The sequence below is a fragment of the Xylanibacter rarus genome, from assembly GCF_001275135.1.
In the GTDB taxonomy this organism is placed as follows: domain Bacteria; phylum Bacteroidota; class Bacteroidia; order Bacteroidales; family Bacteroidaceae; genus Prevotella; species Prevotella rara.
On record NZ_LFQU01000012.1, the window covers coordinates 1 to 17,667 of the forward strand.

Genomic DNA, 17,667 nt, shown 5'->3' on the forward strand with positions numbered 1-17,667 from the left:
ATTTAAATTATCTGATATTAACAACCTTCTACTTATAGTGTGTATTGAAAATAAAAGCCTAAGAATATAATAAATTCTTAGGCTTTTTATCTTTTAGTATACTGCTAATTTAGTCGGGGCGACAGGATTCGAACCTGCGACCACCTGGTCCCAAACCAGGCGCGCTACCGGACTGCGCTACACCCCGTAGCCAAATCTTTAAATTTGCGATGCAAAGGTACTACGTTTTTTTTTAAACATGCAAATTTTACAGCATTTATTTAATTATATTTTGCTCAACAAAGATTTTTTTCAGTGCTTGAACACCTTTCTCTACTTGTTCCACAGTATGGGTTGCCATTAATGCAAATCTAACAAGTGTATCTTGTGGTGCGCATGCAGGAGGGATAACAGGGTTTATAAATACGCCTGCATCAAAAGCCAATTTAGTAACGAGGAAGGTCTTATCTACATCTCTAACATAAAGAGGTATAATAGGACTTTCTGTGTCTCCTATTTCAAAACCTTCTTCACGGAAGCGTTTTAATGCATATTTTGTAACTGTCCAAAGGTTTTCAATACGCTCAGGTTCTTTGCGTATGATGTGCAGGGCTTCCATTGCAGCAGCTGTAGCAGCAGGGGTATTGGATGCGCTGAATATATAAGTTCTGCATGTGTGGCGCAAATAGTTTATGGTATCTTTATCACCGGCAATAAAACCTCCTATGCTGGCGAGGCTTTTAGAGAAAGTACCCATGATAAGATCAACGTCATCAATTACGCCAAAATGGTCGCATACGCCTCTTCCTTCTTTTCCAAAAACTCCTAGTCCATGTGCTTCGTCTACCATTAGAGAAGCATTATATTTTTTCTTTAAACGAACAATTTCAGGTAAATTTGCAAGATCACCTTCCATTGAGAAGACGCCATCAACGACAATAAGTTTTATTGACTCGGGTTTGCATTTTTGGAGTTGTTTTTCCAAGTCTTCCATATCGTTGTGCTTATATTTTAAGCAAGTTGCGAATGAAAGACGTCGTCCGTCAACAATACTTGCATGATCGCGGTCATCGCAAATGATATAATCTTCACGTCCACAAACAACGGAGAGTACACCGGCATTTACAGAGAAACCTGTAGAAAAGCATAATGCTTCGTCTTTATGCTCAAATTCAGCAAGTTCCTTTTCGAGTTGTACATGTATGTCAAGTGTTCCATTCAAGAAACGGCTTCCTGCACAACCACTTCCATATTTGTCTAATGCATCTTTTGCAGCGGCCTCAACACGCGGGTCACCAGTTAATCCAGTGTAAGCATTAGAACCGAACATAAGCACTTCATGTCCGGCCATTTGAACCTCAGTGCCTTGTTTGCCTGTTATTTCACGGAAGTAAGGGTAAACACCAGCTTCCATGAACCTTTGTGGTTCACGGTAATTTTTGTATCTTTCTTGTAATAGTCCCATATTATAAATAGGTGTAGATTTTCTACATTGTTTTGATTAGGCTGCAAAGATACAAAAAAATGTGTAAATCATAAGAAAAAAAATAGAAAAGTGTTTTTTTTGCAAAAATATTATAAGTAATAAAAATGGTTTGTACTAAAATATTATTATTTTTGCAAGACGATGGCAGGAAAGAAAAAGATAATATTTGTTGTGAACCCGATATCTGGAACGACAAGAAAATCGGGTATCTGTAAACTTATTGAGAATAATCTCGATAAGGAATATTATGATTTCTCAATAGTTGAAACCCAATACAGCGGGCATGCTTCTGAGATATCCAGAGAAGCCAAAGATAGAGGGGTTGATGTTGTTGTTGCTGTTGGAGGTGATGGGACAATAAATGAAGTGGCGCGTTCAATTGTTAATTCGGATACGGCATTAGGTATTATTCCATGTGGTTCTGGAAATGGATTGGCTAGGCATTTAATGATACCGATGGATATGCATAAGGCTCTTGAGGTAATTAATAAGCATACGGTGCATGACTTGGATTATGGTATTATTAACGGAATACCATTTTTCTGTACATGTGGTATGGGGTTTGATGCTTTTATTAGTATGAAGTTTGCCGAGTCAGGAAAGCGCGGCCCTGTTTCATATCTGGAGAATATTTTGCGGGAAGGATTAAAGTATAAACCGGAAACTTACGAGATAGAGGATGAAAACGGGAAAACCAAATATAGGGCTTTTCTTGTTTCATGTGCCAATGCATCCCAATATGGAAATAATGCATATATAGCACCACAGGCATCCATGAGTGACGGATTGCTTGATGTTATAATAATGGAACCTTTTGATATGATTGATGCACCGCAGATTAGTATAGATATGTTTAATAAAACTTTAGATCGGAATGCAAGGATAAAAACATTCCGTACTAGGCATATCTTGGTTCATCGTCAAAAGGAAGGATATATACACTATGATGGCGATCCTGTTATGGCAGGGGCTGATGTGGATATATCCGTTGTCAATAAGGGTATAAAGGTTATAATTAATCCTTTGGCAGATAAAGCAAAAAGGCAGCCAAACATGGTGCAAAATGCCTTCAGTGATTTTTTTAACGATATAAGTAATATGCGTACAGACATTGGCCGTCAAGGACGCCATATTCATATTTTGAATAAAATATTACTTAAACGCTTAAATAATCTGTGACTTCTTATAAGTTTGGACGCTTGCTATTTTATGTTTAGGCGTATGATCCTTATTCCTGTCATTGTCTTTTGCTTTTGCAGGTAATTGTATAAAGTCATAGGTTCTTCAACAACTTTGTGGTGCAGGCTAGATGCGTTAAGCATGTGCAGCCCGTCTTTATGCCATATGGCAAATCCGATGTGTTGAATATCCAGTCCTTTTAGACTTGTTGTGGTAGCAATGATGTCACCATCTTGAATTGTTCTTCTGACAGTGTTAGTGTTCTTAACCTCCGTCTTGGGAATGTATTTGTATGTTTTCTGATTAATGTTCTGTTCTGTTTTTCTTATTGTGGGGATATACTTAGGATTTTCCTTCAGCATCTTATATTTAGAGGGATTTTCAGACATGTAAAATACATTTATTCTTTGGGTATTGGTGAAAGGCGGTGCAGGGCTTTGTATTTCCTTACAAATTCCTTTCTTTGTATTGTTCTCTATCCAATCCGTGAAATAGTGAAGTCTTTGTGTGTAATGAGGTTGTGACTCGTCCCTGTATCTTATTTTTTTAAGATTGTCACAGAAACTTTTAAATGTGTATTTCTTTTCACTCATGCACATTGAAAGGGCTACGACATTTTCAACATAGGTGGTGCAGTCTAGTTGCCTCAAATTGATAACTAATTTTTCTTTCTTGTTTATCTCTAGTGTGTGTGCTACATAGGGAATACCTTTAAGCTTCCGGGCAAAGTATATTATATAGTTGGTGCTTTCCGGTTGTTTTTTCGCGTCGTTTAATAATTTAATAACGCGAATGCTGTCTGATGGTTTGTAGTCAACCTCATAAGCATAGGTTGTTACGTATGACAAAACAGCAATGAATAATAAAAATAATTTCTTCATATTATTTCCTTCCTATATTTATTCCAAAGTAAAAGTTTAATGAACCGAATACATTATTAGTGGAGAATTGGCTTTTTCTATAATTATATGAGTGAAGAATTGTACTTGCTCCGGCATAAAATTTTGTATTGTTCCATACTATTCCGAATCTTCCAACTCCATCAATATTTACATCTCCAAATTTAAAGTCTCTAAGTGAGAATTCCGATTTATAGTGTAGGTCGCCAGTAGACCTTTTGTATGCTAATGCAACTGACAGTGATGCTGCAAAAAGCCAATTACGTGCAAAAACCCAATTGTATGCGTATCCGCCTGAAATTGAATATGATGTGTAACGTACTTTGTTAAACATTAATCCAGAATCAAGCTTTACATTCTGGTATTTGTCGCTAATGTTGTTTTCCACGACATTTTTAAGTTTCTCATAATCCAAATCAAGCTTGTGGGTGGTATATCCTATGCCAAGCAACGGAGATCCGCAACTGCGTTTCTGACATGTACTTTGGCTGAAAGCCGCCGGATATGAAAATTTTTTGTGGTTGAATATGTAGTATAAGTCAAAACCTTTAATTCCAACGGTAAGTCCGGAAAATGGAATACCTTTTAATGTATGGCTGTTAAGGCCGTTTCCTAGGTATGCTTCGCGTATCTTATAGTCGTTGCCCGTTTGTCTATAATACAGGTCGATTCCAAACATAGAGCTGTAAAGGCTTAGTTCGAACTCTTTCTTATTGTTGTCGTTGCTGATATGGCCTATGTCAAACGTATACCCAAGAAATATCCATCTCCATCCAACATAAGGTCCGATTCTGATTGTTGGTTCAGGAGCAAATGTGATATACTGACCTGATTTGCTTTCAAGTCTATATATCTCATATGTATTGGTGTTTTGCAGCATTATTGTATAATTATAATGTTGCGGTTCTATATAGTTTGTGTCTATCTCATTGAAGTCTTTAAATATCTTTGTGAATACCTTTCCTATTCGTCTGAATATTGTGTTTTTCTTTTCGGTTTTTATCGTGTCGTTGGTTGAATAAGCCAATGACACGGCAGAAACCAAAAATAAACTTAAAATCAGACGTTTCATATTCATAAACTTAGAATTTTCCTAATATGCGGTCCATGACCCAATTGACAGGAGTCGCTGATACACTTGTGCATGAGCACGCTCCGAATCCTTGCAGGTCTTCAACAACTGCTTTAATTATTGGCAGCTGAACGTATGGGGGATTTTCTACTGTTATATATTTTTCGTCATCGTTTGTGACAAGATGGATCGGGTCGTAGTTGTATACAGAAAAGCTAAGCTTTCCCTTACTTCCAACAATATCGATTCTGTCTTCTTTTGCAGATTGGTGGCCAACGAAGCACCATGAGCCACTTCCTGGAACACCGCTTTCAAACCTGAAGCATGCACTTATGCTGTCTTCTGTCTGATAAAGTCCGGCGCGGTTGGCACATATACCTTCAGCTTCTGTTATTACTCCAAACAGATCCTGCATCAAGTCAAGCTGGTGTGGAGCCAAGTCGTAGAAATAGCCACCTCCGGCTATGTCCGGTTGTAATCTCCATGGGAGTTTTTCTTTTGAAGAATAATCTAAATCACGCGGAGGGCAAGAAAAACGTATTTGCACGTTCATTATCTCACCAATAGTTTTGTTTGTTATGATTTCTTTGACGCGTTTGAAATATGGAAGATACCTTCTGTAGTAGGCGACGAAACATGGAATCCCGGTCTGCTCGCTGACCCTGTTGATTCTTACGCAGTCGTCATAATTAGCAGCCAGAGGCTTTTCTACGTATACAGGTTTTCCTGCTCTCATTGCCATTATTGCGTATGTGGCATGGCTTGAGGGGGGGGTGGCAATATAAATGGCGTTAACGTCGGGGTCGTCGATAAGCTCTTGTGCATCTGTATACCATTTGCTTATTTTATGTCGCTCTGCGTATGAGCGCGCCTTCTTCTCATTGCGGCTCATTACGGCAATCACTTTTGAGCCTTCTATTTCGTTAAAGGCCGGGCCTGATTTTTTTTCAGTAACCTCTCCGCAACCAATAAATCCCCATTTTAACAGTTTCATATTCTTGATGTTAACGATTTTTATTGTGGAAGTATTCTTTTCTTAGTAAACGTTTGGAGCCGCATGCTTTTTATTTATCTTAAAAAGATAATACATTAAGGAGCTTGTTTGACAAACTCTATTTGTTATGCAACTTATCTTCTGCAAAGTTAGCAATTTTTATTGATAATACCATTTCATAATATCCGGAATATTATTACCTTTGCATTAATTAATTAAAAAATGAAATGAACAATCTTAAGCAAGAGTTTTTAAATAAGAGCCGTAGTTATACGGCTTGTATCTCTGCATCTCATAGGATGCTGTTTGACAATATACGTGCTATATTCAGACATACATGGTTATACACTTTGCTTTTGGCCATGTCAATAGCTTTGTTATCTATTTTTTATACAAGGGCTTTAACGGATGGTGGCTATACACATCCTTCATACACCCTCTTAATGGTCTCTGTTGTCTTGGTCGCTTGTTTTCATGTGGGATATGTCTCGCGTATATTTATGCTTCTTGGCCATCAGTCTATGAAGTGGAATTTAGTTAGATGTATCAGACTCCTTGGGGTGTACTTGTGTATAATGGCTATAGTTTCTGTGGTGCAATGGGGGCTTGTTTATCTGGTTATAGGAACTGGTCCGTTTGTCCCTCTTGACAAAATGCCTGTAATTGCATGCGTTATCATTGGAGTTTCATTGTTCTTTTCATGTGTCTTGCTTCCGTATGTTTACGTATTTGTTAAATATTTGATGGAGCCTGATAGTAAATTGAGCAAGATCTTATTTAAGGCATACAAGGTGGGATGGCGTTATTGGGGATTTATATTTATCACACTTTTATTGGCTGCTTTATGTGCTGCCGTTTGCATGTTCTTTGTTTCTATCCCAATGCTTATAATTTCTATGGCTAATACATTGTCGGCAATTGGCGTAGGATATATGGGCGATCCTTCTGGCTTGCCTTCTTATTTTAGTGTATTGCAATATGTTGTTGTGGCTCTGTCGTCATTTATATGTCTTTATGTTTATGTTTTTGTGATTTTCGTATGTTATTTTATGTATGGAAGCATAGAAACCCGTGAGAAAGAGCGAAAAGAATTCTTGAAGATAAAATAATGAGCTTACAAATTTAAGTTTTTGCGTCAGTACATTTTGTAACTATTATAGCTTATATAGTGTCTGTTTGTCAGATTCTGCGTTTCGCGGAAATCTGGCAAATAAGCATAACATTCTAGTTGATTTGTTGTACTTATGGTACTTTTTCGTTGTGTGTTGAGTGTCTTATATCGTAAAATATAGATAAAAGCAGTTGTTTGTGTAGCAAAATACATTGATTTGTAATGTAAAACACATTGTTTTTCATTGCAAATCATGATGTTTTATGGCGTAAAATGTGTCTTTTTATTTGGTATTTTATATGTTGAAGATGTTTGATTTTTTAAACATTAATCTGTAACTTGCTGAATTATAACGTATTACGTGTTGTGCGTGATTTCGTAACTTTTTCGATTGTATTTTTATTATTTGTGTTTATCTCTTTATTTTGTGGCATTCTTGAAAAGCAGGATGGTACTTTTTTCTTGGTTTTTGTGATGTTTTGATAACGTAATCCGGAATGCTCCGTATGTGATATAAATAAGGTTTTGTCTTTTATAGTAAATGACATATAGAATGGTAATGTTTAATTTGTATTATTTTATCGACTGACAGATAGATAATGAATGCTTTGTTAATTAAAAGGTGTTGGCTTATATTGTTATTAAGGCTTATTAGAATTAGAACCTATATAAAACAAAAATTGATTGTCTCACGACAACCAATCTTTTATTAACCTTAATAATCTAATACCATGAAAAACACGATGCAAAGGTATTCTAATTATTTCTTTTCTCCAAATATAATCTCTAAAAGAAATGATTTTCTAACATTTTTTAAAATTTTGACCATTCCATTTAAAAGAAATTTTCTTTATTATCGCATTTATTTCGTTATTGTTGTCTTTTTGAATAAATGGAATACTCAAGTTAAATGTTATACAGTTTGATTTTTCGTCCCATTGTGCAGCAAGCATAACAGGTTCTATGCAATTATATAGATTTTTAAATTTGTCTTCCGGCATTGAGTCTGGTTTTTGTGTGAACATACTTAAAATGGTATCTTCATCATTATCGACGGGAAGTCCAAATGTTGAGTTTATTGCTTGCCATTCTGTTGAATAGAATTTTACTGTGCTTTCTTTGAGCGGACTTTTAATTGTCTTGATTACGCATAGTATTTGCGTAGAGTCGTTTCCACGCAGAAGCTTGAGCTGCATTTCTGTAGTCTTATTCATGTTAATTTTTGCATAATCAAAGCTAATGGTGTCAATTGAAGTTGCCCCGTTAAAAGTGTTCTTTACTTTTACAGAATCTTTAGAGCCTGTAAATTTTAATAATTCTTCTTTCTGATCGTTTGTGATATAAGGTAAAATTTCATCAGGAATGTTACCTATAACTTCTTTAATTGATATTTGGCCCATAATGTTGGTTGTGCAACAAAGCAGGGAAATGAGTAATGCAAATATTTTCATTTTATTCTTATTGATTGAAAGGGTGAATATACTATTGTCTTTTGCAAATTGTGGCCGGCATTTTTTACCACTATCTTGTATGTTTTTATTGTTTTATTTAAGCTTGATATCATGCAATAGATGTATAGAGGAAGCCAATGATATCTTTATCGGTTGTCCAAATAGGTGATGTTGTAATTTATTTAATCTGTTTTGTTCTATAGCTTCTTTTTCTATTGTATTCATGTGTCTGTATTAAATGAGATAATTTTGTTTTTAGTCTGCAATATTACACTTTTATTTTGATATTCGCAATAAAAACTCAGAAAAATACTTTTACTGTAATTTTTATAGCGTTTTTCCTTTCAAATACAATGCTTTAGTGGCACTTTGAGTGTTATACTAAAATTATTAGGATATAATGGTTGATAATTCGGAGTTTTTTAATACTTTTGCAAGTCGAAAGGGTGCATCATTAAAACATTGTAATACAAGAGATGATACCTACTGCAATATAATTGCTTCACTGTTGTGCAAAAACAGAATTGGATGCAGGTCCAATAATAAAGCAGAATGTTGTCAGAACAATTTATAAGGACACTTCGTGGAATTTTGTCTTTAAAAGGCGTGATTTGGGAAATGTCTTTGTTAGAGCTGTAAAAGCATATTGAACGGGATGTCCTGACATGTCTTGGAGGCTGTTGTCGATGTTATAAACCATAAGGATGATCGTTTGATACATGAAGATTCTGATATGTTGTGTTATCTGCTTATGTTGTTTGCGTACAAGGGTTTGAGGATAAAGGTGTTGTAGAGAAGCTACAGGATGTAATGGTCCTGAATGGCATAAACATTAAAATATTAAAAATATAGATTATGTATATTGATTATAAAAATGTAAATATATATCAAGATGATGTATGTGTGCTTGGCAATGTGAATTTTCATGTTGATGAAGGTGAGTTTATTTATATCATCGGAAATGTAGGTACAGGAAAAAGCAGCTTGCTTAAAACTTTGTATTGTGAGCTTGATATTGATGAAGGAGATAATGCAACAATCCTTGGACGAGACCTATTTAAAATTAAACGTAAAGAAGTACCGGCTTTGCGAAAGGAACTAGGAATAATATTTCAGGATTTTCAATTGTTGCATGACAGAAATGTTTATAAGAATCTATGCTTTGTATTGAAATCAACGGGCTGGAAAAATAAAAGGAAATAGATGAGCGCATTGATGAAGTGCTGGATGCTGTTGGTATGTCAGAAAAGAAAACAAAAATGCCTTATGAACTTTCTGGAGGAGAGCAACAACGAATAGCTATTGCTCGCGCAATATTAAATAAACCGAAAATAATTATTGCAGATGAACCGACCGGTAATCTTGATCCTGAAACAGCGGATAATATTGTAAATTTGCTGAAGCAGATAAGTCAGACCGGGACGGCTGTAGTAATGTCAACACACAACATCTTGATGCTTGATAAGTATCCTGGTATCGTTTACCAGTGTAAGGAAGGTAAAATTAACGACATAACTAATATATATAACAAAAGTCTTTTTGATGAAGAAGACTAATATAAAATAAAAATATAAAAAGATACGATTATGATAGTAATGAAGTTTGGTGGCACATCAGTTGGCTCGCCTGAGCGCATGAAGCATGTTGCCTCATTGATTACAAATAGTGGAAAACCAGTTTTTGTCGTTTTGTCTGCAATGTCAGGTACGACAAATTCTTTGATTGAAATATCTGATTATTTATATAAGAAGAATCCGGAGGGCGCAAATGATGTTATAAATCGTTTGGAAAAAGCATATATGAAACATGTAGAAGAACTTTATTCTACAGAGAAATGGAAGAATGAAACAAAAATATTCCTCCAAAATGAATTTAATTATTTACGTTCTTTTACAAAAGATCTTTTCACTAGTTTTGAAGAAAAAAGCATTGTTGCTCAAGGTGAGATAATGAGTACCAATATGGTAACCAATTACTTAAAAGAGTGTGGCTACAATGCTGTTTTGCTTTCTGCACTGGATTTCATGCGTACTGATAAAAATTCAGAACCAGATTCTTCATACATTAAAGATAAATTACAGAATTTGTTGGAGCAGAATCCTGGCCAACAGGTTTATATTACACAGGGATTTATCTGTCGCAATGCTTACGGAGAAATAGATAATCTGCTTCGTGGAGGCAGTGATTATACTGCGTCATTGGCAGGAGCTGCTATAAATGCAGATGAGATACAAATATGGACAGATATAGACGGTATGCATAATAACGACCCGCGTGTGGTTGATAAAACTGAAGCTGTTCGCCAGTTACATTTTGAGGAAGCTGCGGAACTTGCATATTTCGGTGCAAAAATATTACATCCGACATGTGTGCAGCCGGCAAAGTATGCAGGTATTCCTGTGCGTTTGTTGAATACAATGGACCCTGCTGCACCGGGAACTATTATAAATAATGAAACTGTAACAGGTAAAATTAAGGCTATTGCTGCTAAAGATAATATTGTGGCAATTAAGATAAAGAGTAGCCGTATGCTACTTGCTACAGGATTCCTTCGTAAGGTCTTTGAGATTTTTGAGAGTTATCAGACGGCAATAGATATGATAACAACAAGTGAGGTCGGTGTTTCTATGAGCATTGATAACGATGCGCATCTTAATGATATTGTTGCAGAATTAAAGAAATATGGAACTGTAACAGTTGACCGCGATATGTGTATAATATGTGTTGTCGGTGATTTGGATTGGAGTAATGTCGGCTTTGAGACATTAGCTACAGATGCGATGAAGAATATTCCTGTAAGAATGATTTCTTATGGAGGAAGTAATTATAATATATCTTTCTTGGTAAAAGAATCTGATAAGAAACGAGCTTTACAAAGTTTGAGTGATACATTGTTTAATAAAAGTGAAAATTGAAAATGAAGGGTGTTTTTCCAATTGAAAAATTTAAAAAGACGGATACGCCATTTTATTACTATGATACAGATTTGTTGCGTGAAACTTTAAATACGATAAATAAAGAGGCCGGCAAATATGAAAATTTTTGTGTGCATTATGCAATAAAAGCAAATGCTAACCCAAAGATTTTAAATATAATATGTCAGGCCGGATTGGGAGCTGACTGTGTTAGTGGAGGTGAAATATTAGCGTCACTTAATGCAGGCTTTCCTTCAAATAAAATTGTATTTGCAGGAGTAGGGAAGAATGACAAAGAAATAAAACTCGGTTTAGAAAAAAATATTTTTTGCTTTAATGTAGAGAGTATACCTGAACTGGAAGTGATTAATTGTCTTGCAGAAAACAGCGGTAAGGTCGCTTCTGTAGCATTGCGTATCAACCCTGATGTTGGAGCACATACACATGCTAACATAACGACAGGACTTGCTGAAAATAAGTTTGGCATTGCGATGTCGGATATGGAGAATGTTATTGCAAGAATCTCACATATGAAGAATGTGAGATTCATGGGATTGCATTTCCATATAGGTTCACAAATCCTTGATATGGGCGATTTTGTGGCATTATGTAATCGTATTAACGAGATTCAAGTTAAATTGGAGGCTCATCATATTAATGTTGAGATGATAAATGTTGGTGGCGGACTTGGTATTGATTACCAACATCCAAACCGTGTTTCAATACCGGATTTTAAATCATATTTTGAAACGTATGCAAAACATCTTAAACTCCGTAAGGGGCAGAGTCTTCATTTTGAACTTGGGCGTTCTGTTGTTGGTCAATGTGGATCTTTAATAACGAAGGTGTTATATGTAAAAGAGGGTACAGCTAAGAAGTTTGTAATTGTTGATGCCGGGATGACAGACCTTATACGACCAGCTTTATATCATGCATATCATAAGATTGAAAACATTAGTAATGATGGATGTATAAATACTTATGATGTTGTAGGCCCAATATGTGAGTCTAGTGATGTTTTTGCTAAATCAATAGATTTGGACGAATGCCATCGTAATGATATAATTGCTATACGTTCCGCTGGTGCTTATGGTGAAATTATGGCATCTCAATATAATTGTCGTTCTTTGCCAATTGGCTATATTAAGGAAGATATATTGTAATTAAAAAATAGAATTGAATAATGCTAATTTTAGACAATATAACAATCGTTATTTGTATAATTTTGGTGATTTCTGCACTCTGTTCTTCTTTATTTGATACGTTTTTTAAAAAAATGGTCGATAAAGAAGAAACAGATTCTGCAGAGAATTTAAAGCCTGTATCAGTTGTCATTATTTCGGATAATAATTCTGTAGAGTTGGATAATAATCTGAAATATTTTCTTTCTCAGGATTATTCTGCCGGATATGAAATAATTGTTGTTGTAAGTCGTGATGAAGATGGAACGGCAGATGTTTTGAAAACGTACAATAAGTATAAAAACTTATATACTACATTTGTACCAGAAACATCTCGGTATATGAGTCGACGAAAACTTGCAATAACATTAGGTGTGAAGGCAGCTAAAAATGATTTGATTTTATTAACTGATGCCGTGTGTAAACCTGTTTCTAATCATTGGATTGAAGGCATGAGTACCAAATGTAGGGATGGAATAAATCTTGTTATTGGATATAGTAATTATTCTGATGACACAGGTCAATTTAAAACGTTCTATCGCCTTCATAAGGAATATACCTATATGTATGAAGCGTTTAAAGGTTTTGCTTACAGTACTTATGGTAATAATCTGTTGTTTAAGAAGGCCGATTTTATGTCAGGTCGCGGATTTCAAGGTAACTTGAAATATGTTAGAGGTGAATATGATTTTTTAGTTAATAAATATTCTAAATTCGGGAGCGCAGCTATTGCAATATCTAAAGATGTAATGTTAGTAGAAGATAAGCCCTCAAAAAAAGCTTGGAATAATAAAAACACGTTTTATTTCGAAACGCGTAAACACCTTCAACGTAGTTTTAGACATAGACAAATATTTAATATGGATGTGCTGGGGCTTTATCTTTGTTTCATATTAGTGATTTTTTCTGTAATATATTCAGTTCTTTCTGCCAGGTTTGTAATATTGCCTTTTTCTTTTATGGCATTGGTGGTTCCTTTTATTTCTAGAATAATATGTGCGAAACGTGTGCTTAATAGATTTAATGCAAATGTAAGTTTATGGAAAGTTATTCCATTTGAATTGGCTCTGCCTTTCAGTAATTTCAGATTTGCAATAAAATACATATTATCAGATAAATATGAATATATAAGTCATAAATCATAATGAATTATGAAAGTCTTGCATTTTATACCAAATTTTGCTGATATAAATGAGTCTGTAGGACTTCAGTATAAAATAGCTCTAATTAAGGCTATGGCAGAAAGTGCAGAAGTACATTTATTGTGTGCTGACTATCCTGGTATCGATATGGGAAGTGTGCATGTCCATAAATTCTCTCTCTTGAAGAATTTGTTTGGTAGATGGCATTCTTCCTTCAAGAAGTTTTTGGCAGATATACGTCCGGATGTGGTACATATTCATGCATGTTGGAATATATATGCATACTATCTTCAGAGATGTTGTGAAAAGTATAGAATTCCTACAATCATAACATTTGACAGACAATTGGAGGCCTGGCATTCGTCGGGCCATTATTGTTTATGTAATTTTTTTAAATCTGTTATTTATCAACGATATATAGTGTCGCATGCAAAAGTCTTGCATGCTGTTTGCGATAATGAGATATGTAGCATATCTGATTATGTTGGATATCCAACGCTTTTATGTAAAATCTTAGGGATAAGATCAGAACATGCAAATACGCTCCATATTGATGAATCAAATGGGGATATTGGTAATGTGGAATATGATGTATATGTTTCAAAACAAAATAAGAATATTAGGAATATTGTATTAATTGATATATTCAATGAAATTTATGAAAAATCAATTAGTCCATTGTCTGATAGGCTAATTGGGATGTATCAAATAGTTGTTGACAGTAATCCATTTTGGCTTATGAGTTCTGAAGATTGTTGTGCAGAAGATATTTTGTTGTATGCAGGTGCAACGGAAAATATTGCTGGCTTACAATTGTCAGATAATCAACGTAGGATTCTTTCAACGCTTGATGATAAAGCATGGCGTAGAATTCTTTTACATTCATATAACCAAGGAATATTAGAATTTGTTTTTTCTGGAATTGAAAAATATAATTTATCCCAACCTTTTTCACAAGAACAAATTGGTGGGATATTTTGTCTCTTGGAAAATAAGTCTCAGCGTATTACTAATATAAGAAATACTTCAAAAATTAAGACTGATTCAAGTCTTTCAGATCTTGAACGTGATATCATGATTAAGATAATGACAATCTTATATGGTATAAAGCATCGTATAGAGATTAAAAGAAAAGATATGTTAGATTTATATCTTAGCTTAAAATATAATAATTTTGATGAAATTCAGTTATATAATAAAGTTCATGAGACCGGTATTTTAAAAGATACAGCGCGCTTGTTTCAAATAATGAAAGAGCGTTATGGGTTAAGTGAAGGCTTTATGTTTATAGAACCGATTAATGATAGTAAAACGGAGAAATTGAGAAAAATGTTTTTTAAATCTAATATACAATGAAGACAAGGAATTATGACATTGAAAAGGACTTAAAGTATTTGCAATTGTTGTCTCATACTTTTCCGACAATTGCTGATGCCAGTACAGAGATTATAAATTTGCAGGCGATATTGAATTTGCCTAAGGGTACTGAACATTTTCTTGCAGATTTACATGGTGAGTATAAATCTTTTCAGCATGTATTAAAGAATGCTTCTGGTAATATTAAACGTAAGGTTAATGAAATCTTTGGCAATGATTTGCGTGAATCGGAAATCAGGGAATTGTGTACTTTGATATACTACCCCAAAGAGAAGCTTGAACTTGTAAAAGCCAGTGAGCCGGATTTGGAGGATTGGTATCATATAACAATACATCAGCTTGTAAAGGTTTGTAGGGATGTTTCTAGTAAATATACACGCTCTAAGGTTAGAAAGTCTTTACCGAAGGATTTCTCTTATATTATTCAGGAACTTCTTCATGAACGTACAGATGATATAGATAAAGCTGCTTATGTTAATGTCATAATCGAAACAATAATATCAACGGGACGCGCGGATGATTTTATTATTGCTATTTCTCATGTGATACAGCGTTTGGCAATTGATCTATTGCATGTGTTAGGTGATGTCTATGACCGTGGACCAGGTGCGCATATTATAATGGATGTACTAACGAATTATCACAATTGGGATATTCAATGGGGAAACCATGACATACTTTGGATGGGGGCTTGTGCCGGTAACGATGCATGTATATGTAATGTAATACGTTTGTCTTTGCGTTATGCAAATCTTGTTACGCTGGAAGAAGGGTATGGTATAAATCTTATTCCATTGGCAACATTTGCGATGGAGCATTATGGCGATGATCCTTGTGAGGAGTTTATGCCTAAAATTAATGGAGGCAGTACAGATATTGACGATAAGACAAAACGGTTGACTGCATTGATGCATAAAGCTATCACTATCATTCAATTTAAGGTGGAAGCTTCCATGATAAAACGTCATCCTGAATGGGATATGCAAGATAGACTTTTATTGGAATGTATTGATTATGATAATGCGACATGCAATATCTCAGGAAAGCCTTATGAAATGAAAAGCTGCTGTTTCCCGACAGTGAATCCTAATGCACCATATGAATTGACACCAGATGAGATTATACTTATGAGTAAACTTCATCACTCGTTTACCGTTAACGAGAAACTTCATAAGCATATAAGGCTATTGTTGAGTCATGGTTCATTATATACTATAATTAATGATAATCTTTTATTTCATGCTTCCGTTCCTTTAAACGATGATGGTAGTCTTAAAGAAGTGGAACTTTGTAAAGGTCATAAGTACAAAGGACGTGAACTGATGAATAGGACGGAACATATTATTAGAAATGCATTCCAAAATGATTCAGATCCGCGTGAGAAGGAATTTTCTGTAGATTATTTCCTTTACTTGTGGTGTGGGCGAAATTCAGTTTTGTTTGATAAGTCTAAGATGGCAACTTTTGAACGTTACTTTCTTAAGGACAAATCTACATATAAAGAGGAAAAAGGAAATTATTTTAAATTAAGAAACAATGAGGAAGAGTGTGATGCCATTCTTGATGCTTTTGGAGTGAGCGGTCAGAATAGGCATATTATTAATGGACATGTCCCTGTTCATGTCGTAAATGGAGAGAATCCGATAAAGGCTAATGGTAAGCTAATGGTTATTGACGGCGGATTTTCGCAGGCATATCATGAAGAAACGGGTATTGCCGGATATACATTGGTTTATCATAGTAGAGGCTTCCAGCTAGTTCAGCATGAACCATTTACGAGTACAGAAGATGCAATACTTAGAGGGTCCGATATTAAAAGTACGACACAGATTGTTGAAATGTCATCACATAGAATGCTTGTGGCAGATACAGATATAGGACGTGATTTGAAAAAGCAAATTGCAGAGTTGGAAAAACTGCTTTATGCTTATAGGCATGGTTTTATTAAAGAATTACGCTAACAATTGAGAATCATTGAGGTAGTCCAAGATTTTGTGGTGAAAGCAAAATCTTGGACTATTTCAATATTAAACAATGTGTGTGTAACAATCTTCAAATATGCAATCAAGATTTTCTATCTCTTTTTCAAATATACCGAATAAAGCACTTCCACTTCCCGTCATTGAAGCGTAAATAGCGCCTAAATCATATAGCCTGTTTTTAATTCTACCTATTTCTGGATGTATAGTGCAGATGCTATTTTCAAAATCGTTTATCAGTTCTTCTTTCCATGTTTCTATCGGCTGTGTTACGATTTCTTTGCAGCATTTTATTGGCTGTTTAACTATGATGTTTGAAAAAGCCTCTTTCGTACTTATCATTACGGGAGGTTTTACAATCGCAATTTTATATTTGCTCAAATTGATGTCTATAGGTGTCAATATTTCTCCGATGCCCGTTGCGTATGATGGCTGTGGATTTATGAAAAAAGGGCAGTCTGCACCTAATTTAGCTGCAAAAGATTGCATGTCTTTTATAGACATTTTCAGGTTAAACATCTCGTTTAACATTTTTATTGTATACGCACAATCAGACGAACCTCCACCCATGCCGGCTTGCGTTGGAATATTTTTGGTAAGGGTTACATTGACATTTGGAATTTGTGGATAGTATTTTTTAAGAATATTATAAGCTTTAACAATTAAGTTTTGTTGTAAATCGCCTTCTATATTAATCCCTTTTATACTTAAAGAACATTGGTATTTTGTGATTTCTTTATCAAGTACAGGTTCAATACATATCTCGTCATTTAGATTTATTGGATAAAACACTGTTTCTAGATTATGATATCCGTCAGGCCTTTTGCTGACAATATTAAGGCCTAAATTTATTTTTGCACATGGTCGTTGAATCATAGTCATTTTTATTTTTGTTTGTAAAG

Annotated in this window: 13 protein-coding genes, 1 tRNA gene and 1 pseudogene; 8 read left to right on the plus strand and 7 right to left on the minus strand. The window is 34.7% G+C overall.

What is annotated here, in order from left to right; genetic code table 11:
• Positions 1 to 113 precede the first annotated feature (113 nt).
• Both ACU52_RS07325 and spt read right to left on the minus strand, forming a co-directional pair.
• Positions 114 to 187, minus strand: a tRNA-Pro gene (locus ACU52_RS07325).
• A gap of 69 nt (positions 188 to 256) precedes the next feature.
• Positions 257 to 1,444, minus strand: a complete 1,188-nt coding sequence (gene spt / locus ACU52_RS07330) for a serine palmitoyltransferase (protein ID WP_053398316.1) — start codon at positions 1,442 to 1,444, stop codon at positions 257 to 259.
• 162 nt (positions 1,445 to 1,606) lie between these two features.
• Between spt and ACU52_RS07335 the strand changes: the two genes are divergently transcribed.
• Positions 1,607 to 2,644, plus strand: coding sequence for a diacylglycerol/lipid kinase family protein (locus tag ACU52_RS07335; protein ID WP_053398317.1), 1,038 nt, complete (start codon positions 1,607 to 1,609; stop codon positions 2,642 to 2,644).
• Positions 2,645 to 2,667: 23 nt separating this feature from the next.
• Here the strand turns inward: ACU52_RS07335 and ACU52_RS07340 are convergent, their stop codons facing one another.
• From ACU52_RS07340 to ACU52_RS07350, 3 genes are read right to left on the minus strand one after another with little or no spacing between them, the layout of a single operon-like run.
• Positions 2,668 to 3,525, minus strand: coding sequence for an N-acetylmuramoyl-L-alanine amidase-like domain-containing protein (locus tag ACU52_RS07340; protein ID WP_053398318.1), 858 nt, complete (start codon positions 3,523 to 3,525; stop codon positions 2,668 to 2,670).
• A 1-nt stretch (position 3,526) separates the two neighbouring features.
• Positions 3,527 to 4,615: a DUF4421 domain-containing protein gene (locus ACU52_RS07345; protein ID WP_053398319.1), complete on the minus strand. Its 1,089-nt coding sequence runs from the start codon at positions 4,613 to 4,615 to the stop codon at positions 3,527 to 3,529.
• Positions 4,616 to 4,625: 10 nt separating this feature from the next.
• Positions 4,626 to 5,609, minus strand: a complete 984-nt coding sequence (locus ACU52_RS07350) for a Gfo/Idh/MocA family protein (RefSeq protein ID WP_053398320.1) — start codon at positions 5,607 to 5,609, stop codon at positions 4,626 to 4,628.
• 227 nt (positions 5,610 to 5,836) lie between these two features.
• Between ACU52_RS07350 and ACU52_RS07355 the strand changes: the two genes are divergently transcribed.
• Positions 5,837 to 6,718 carry a hypothetical protein gene (locus ACU52_RS07355; protein WP_053398321.1) on the plus strand — a complete coding sequence of 294 codons (882 nt, stop codon included), beginning with the start codon at positions 5,837 to 5,839 and terminating at the stop codon, positions 6,716 to 6,718.
• 805 nt (positions 6,719 to 7,523) lie between these two features.
• Here ACU52_RS07355 and ACU52_RS07360 read toward each other — a convergent pair.
• Positions 7,524 to 8,171 (minus strand): DUF3256 family protein, encoded by a 648-nt coding sequence (locus ACU52_RS07360; RefSeq protein ID WP_082335204.1) that lies wholly within the window; start codon positions 8,169 to 8,171, stop codon positions 7,524 to 7,526.
• A gap of 855 nt (positions 8,172 to 9,026) precedes the next feature.
• Here ACU52_RS07360 and ACU52_RS07365 point away from each other — a divergent pair.
• The 6 genes and pseudogenes from ACU52_RS07365 (at position 9,027) to ACU52_RS07390 (ending at position 16,747) form a co-directional block, all read left to right on the plus strand.
• Positions 9,027 to 9,727: pseudogene (locus ACU52_RS07365) on the plus strand (cell division ATP-binding protein FtsE).
• A gap of 30 nt (positions 9,728 to 9,757) precedes the next feature.
• Entirely contained in the window at positions 9,758 to 11,086 is a 1,329-nt protein-coding gene (locus tag ACU52_RS07370; RefSeq protein ID WP_021854264.1) for an aspartate kinase, read from the plus strand.
• Between the two features lie 2 nt (positions 11,087 to 11,088).
• The gene (lysA, locus tag ACU52_RS07375) at positions 11,089 to 12,249 is read left to right on the plus strand and encodes a diaminopimelate decarboxylase (protein ID WP_053398323.1); all 1,161 of its coding nucleotides are present in this window, start codon (positions 11,089 to 11,091) and stop codon (positions 12,247 to 12,249) included.
• A gap of 113 nt (positions 12,250 to 12,362) precedes the next feature.
• The gene (locus ACU52_RS07380) at positions 12,363 to 13,412 is read left to right on the plus strand and encodes a glycosyltransferase (protein WP_162207756.1); all 1,050 of its coding nucleotides are present in this window, start codon (positions 12,363 to 12,365) and stop codon (positions 13,410 to 13,412) included.
• A 6-nt stretch (positions 13,413 to 13,418) separates the two neighbouring features.
• A complete protein-coding gene (locus ACU52_RS07385) occupies positions 13,419 to 14,765 on the plus strand; it encodes a glycosyltransferase family 4 protein (RefSeq protein ID WP_053398325.1) in 1,347 nt (448 codons plus the stop codon).
• The gene (locus tag ACU52_RS07390; RefSeq protein WP_053398326.1) at positions 14,762 to 16,747 is read left to right on the plus strand and encodes a fructose-bisphosphatase class III; all 1,986 of its coding nucleotides are present in this window, start codon (positions 14,762 to 14,764) and stop codon (positions 16,745 to 16,747) included. Before ACU52_RS07385 ends, ACU52_RS07390 begins: the two co-directional genes overlap by 4 nt.
• A gap of 66 nt (positions 16,748 to 16,813) precedes the next feature.
• Here ACU52_RS07390 and ispE read toward each other — a convergent pair whose 3' ends face one another.
• Positions 16,814 to 17,641: a 4-(cytidine 5'-diphospho)-2-C-methyl-D-erythritol kinase gene (gene ispE / locus ACU52_RS07395; RefSeq protein WP_053398327.1), complete on the minus strand. Its 828-nt coding sequence runs from the start codon at positions 17,639 to 17,641 to the stop codon at positions 16,814 to 16,816.
• Between the last annotated feature and the right edge of the window lie 26 nt (positions 17,642 to 17,667).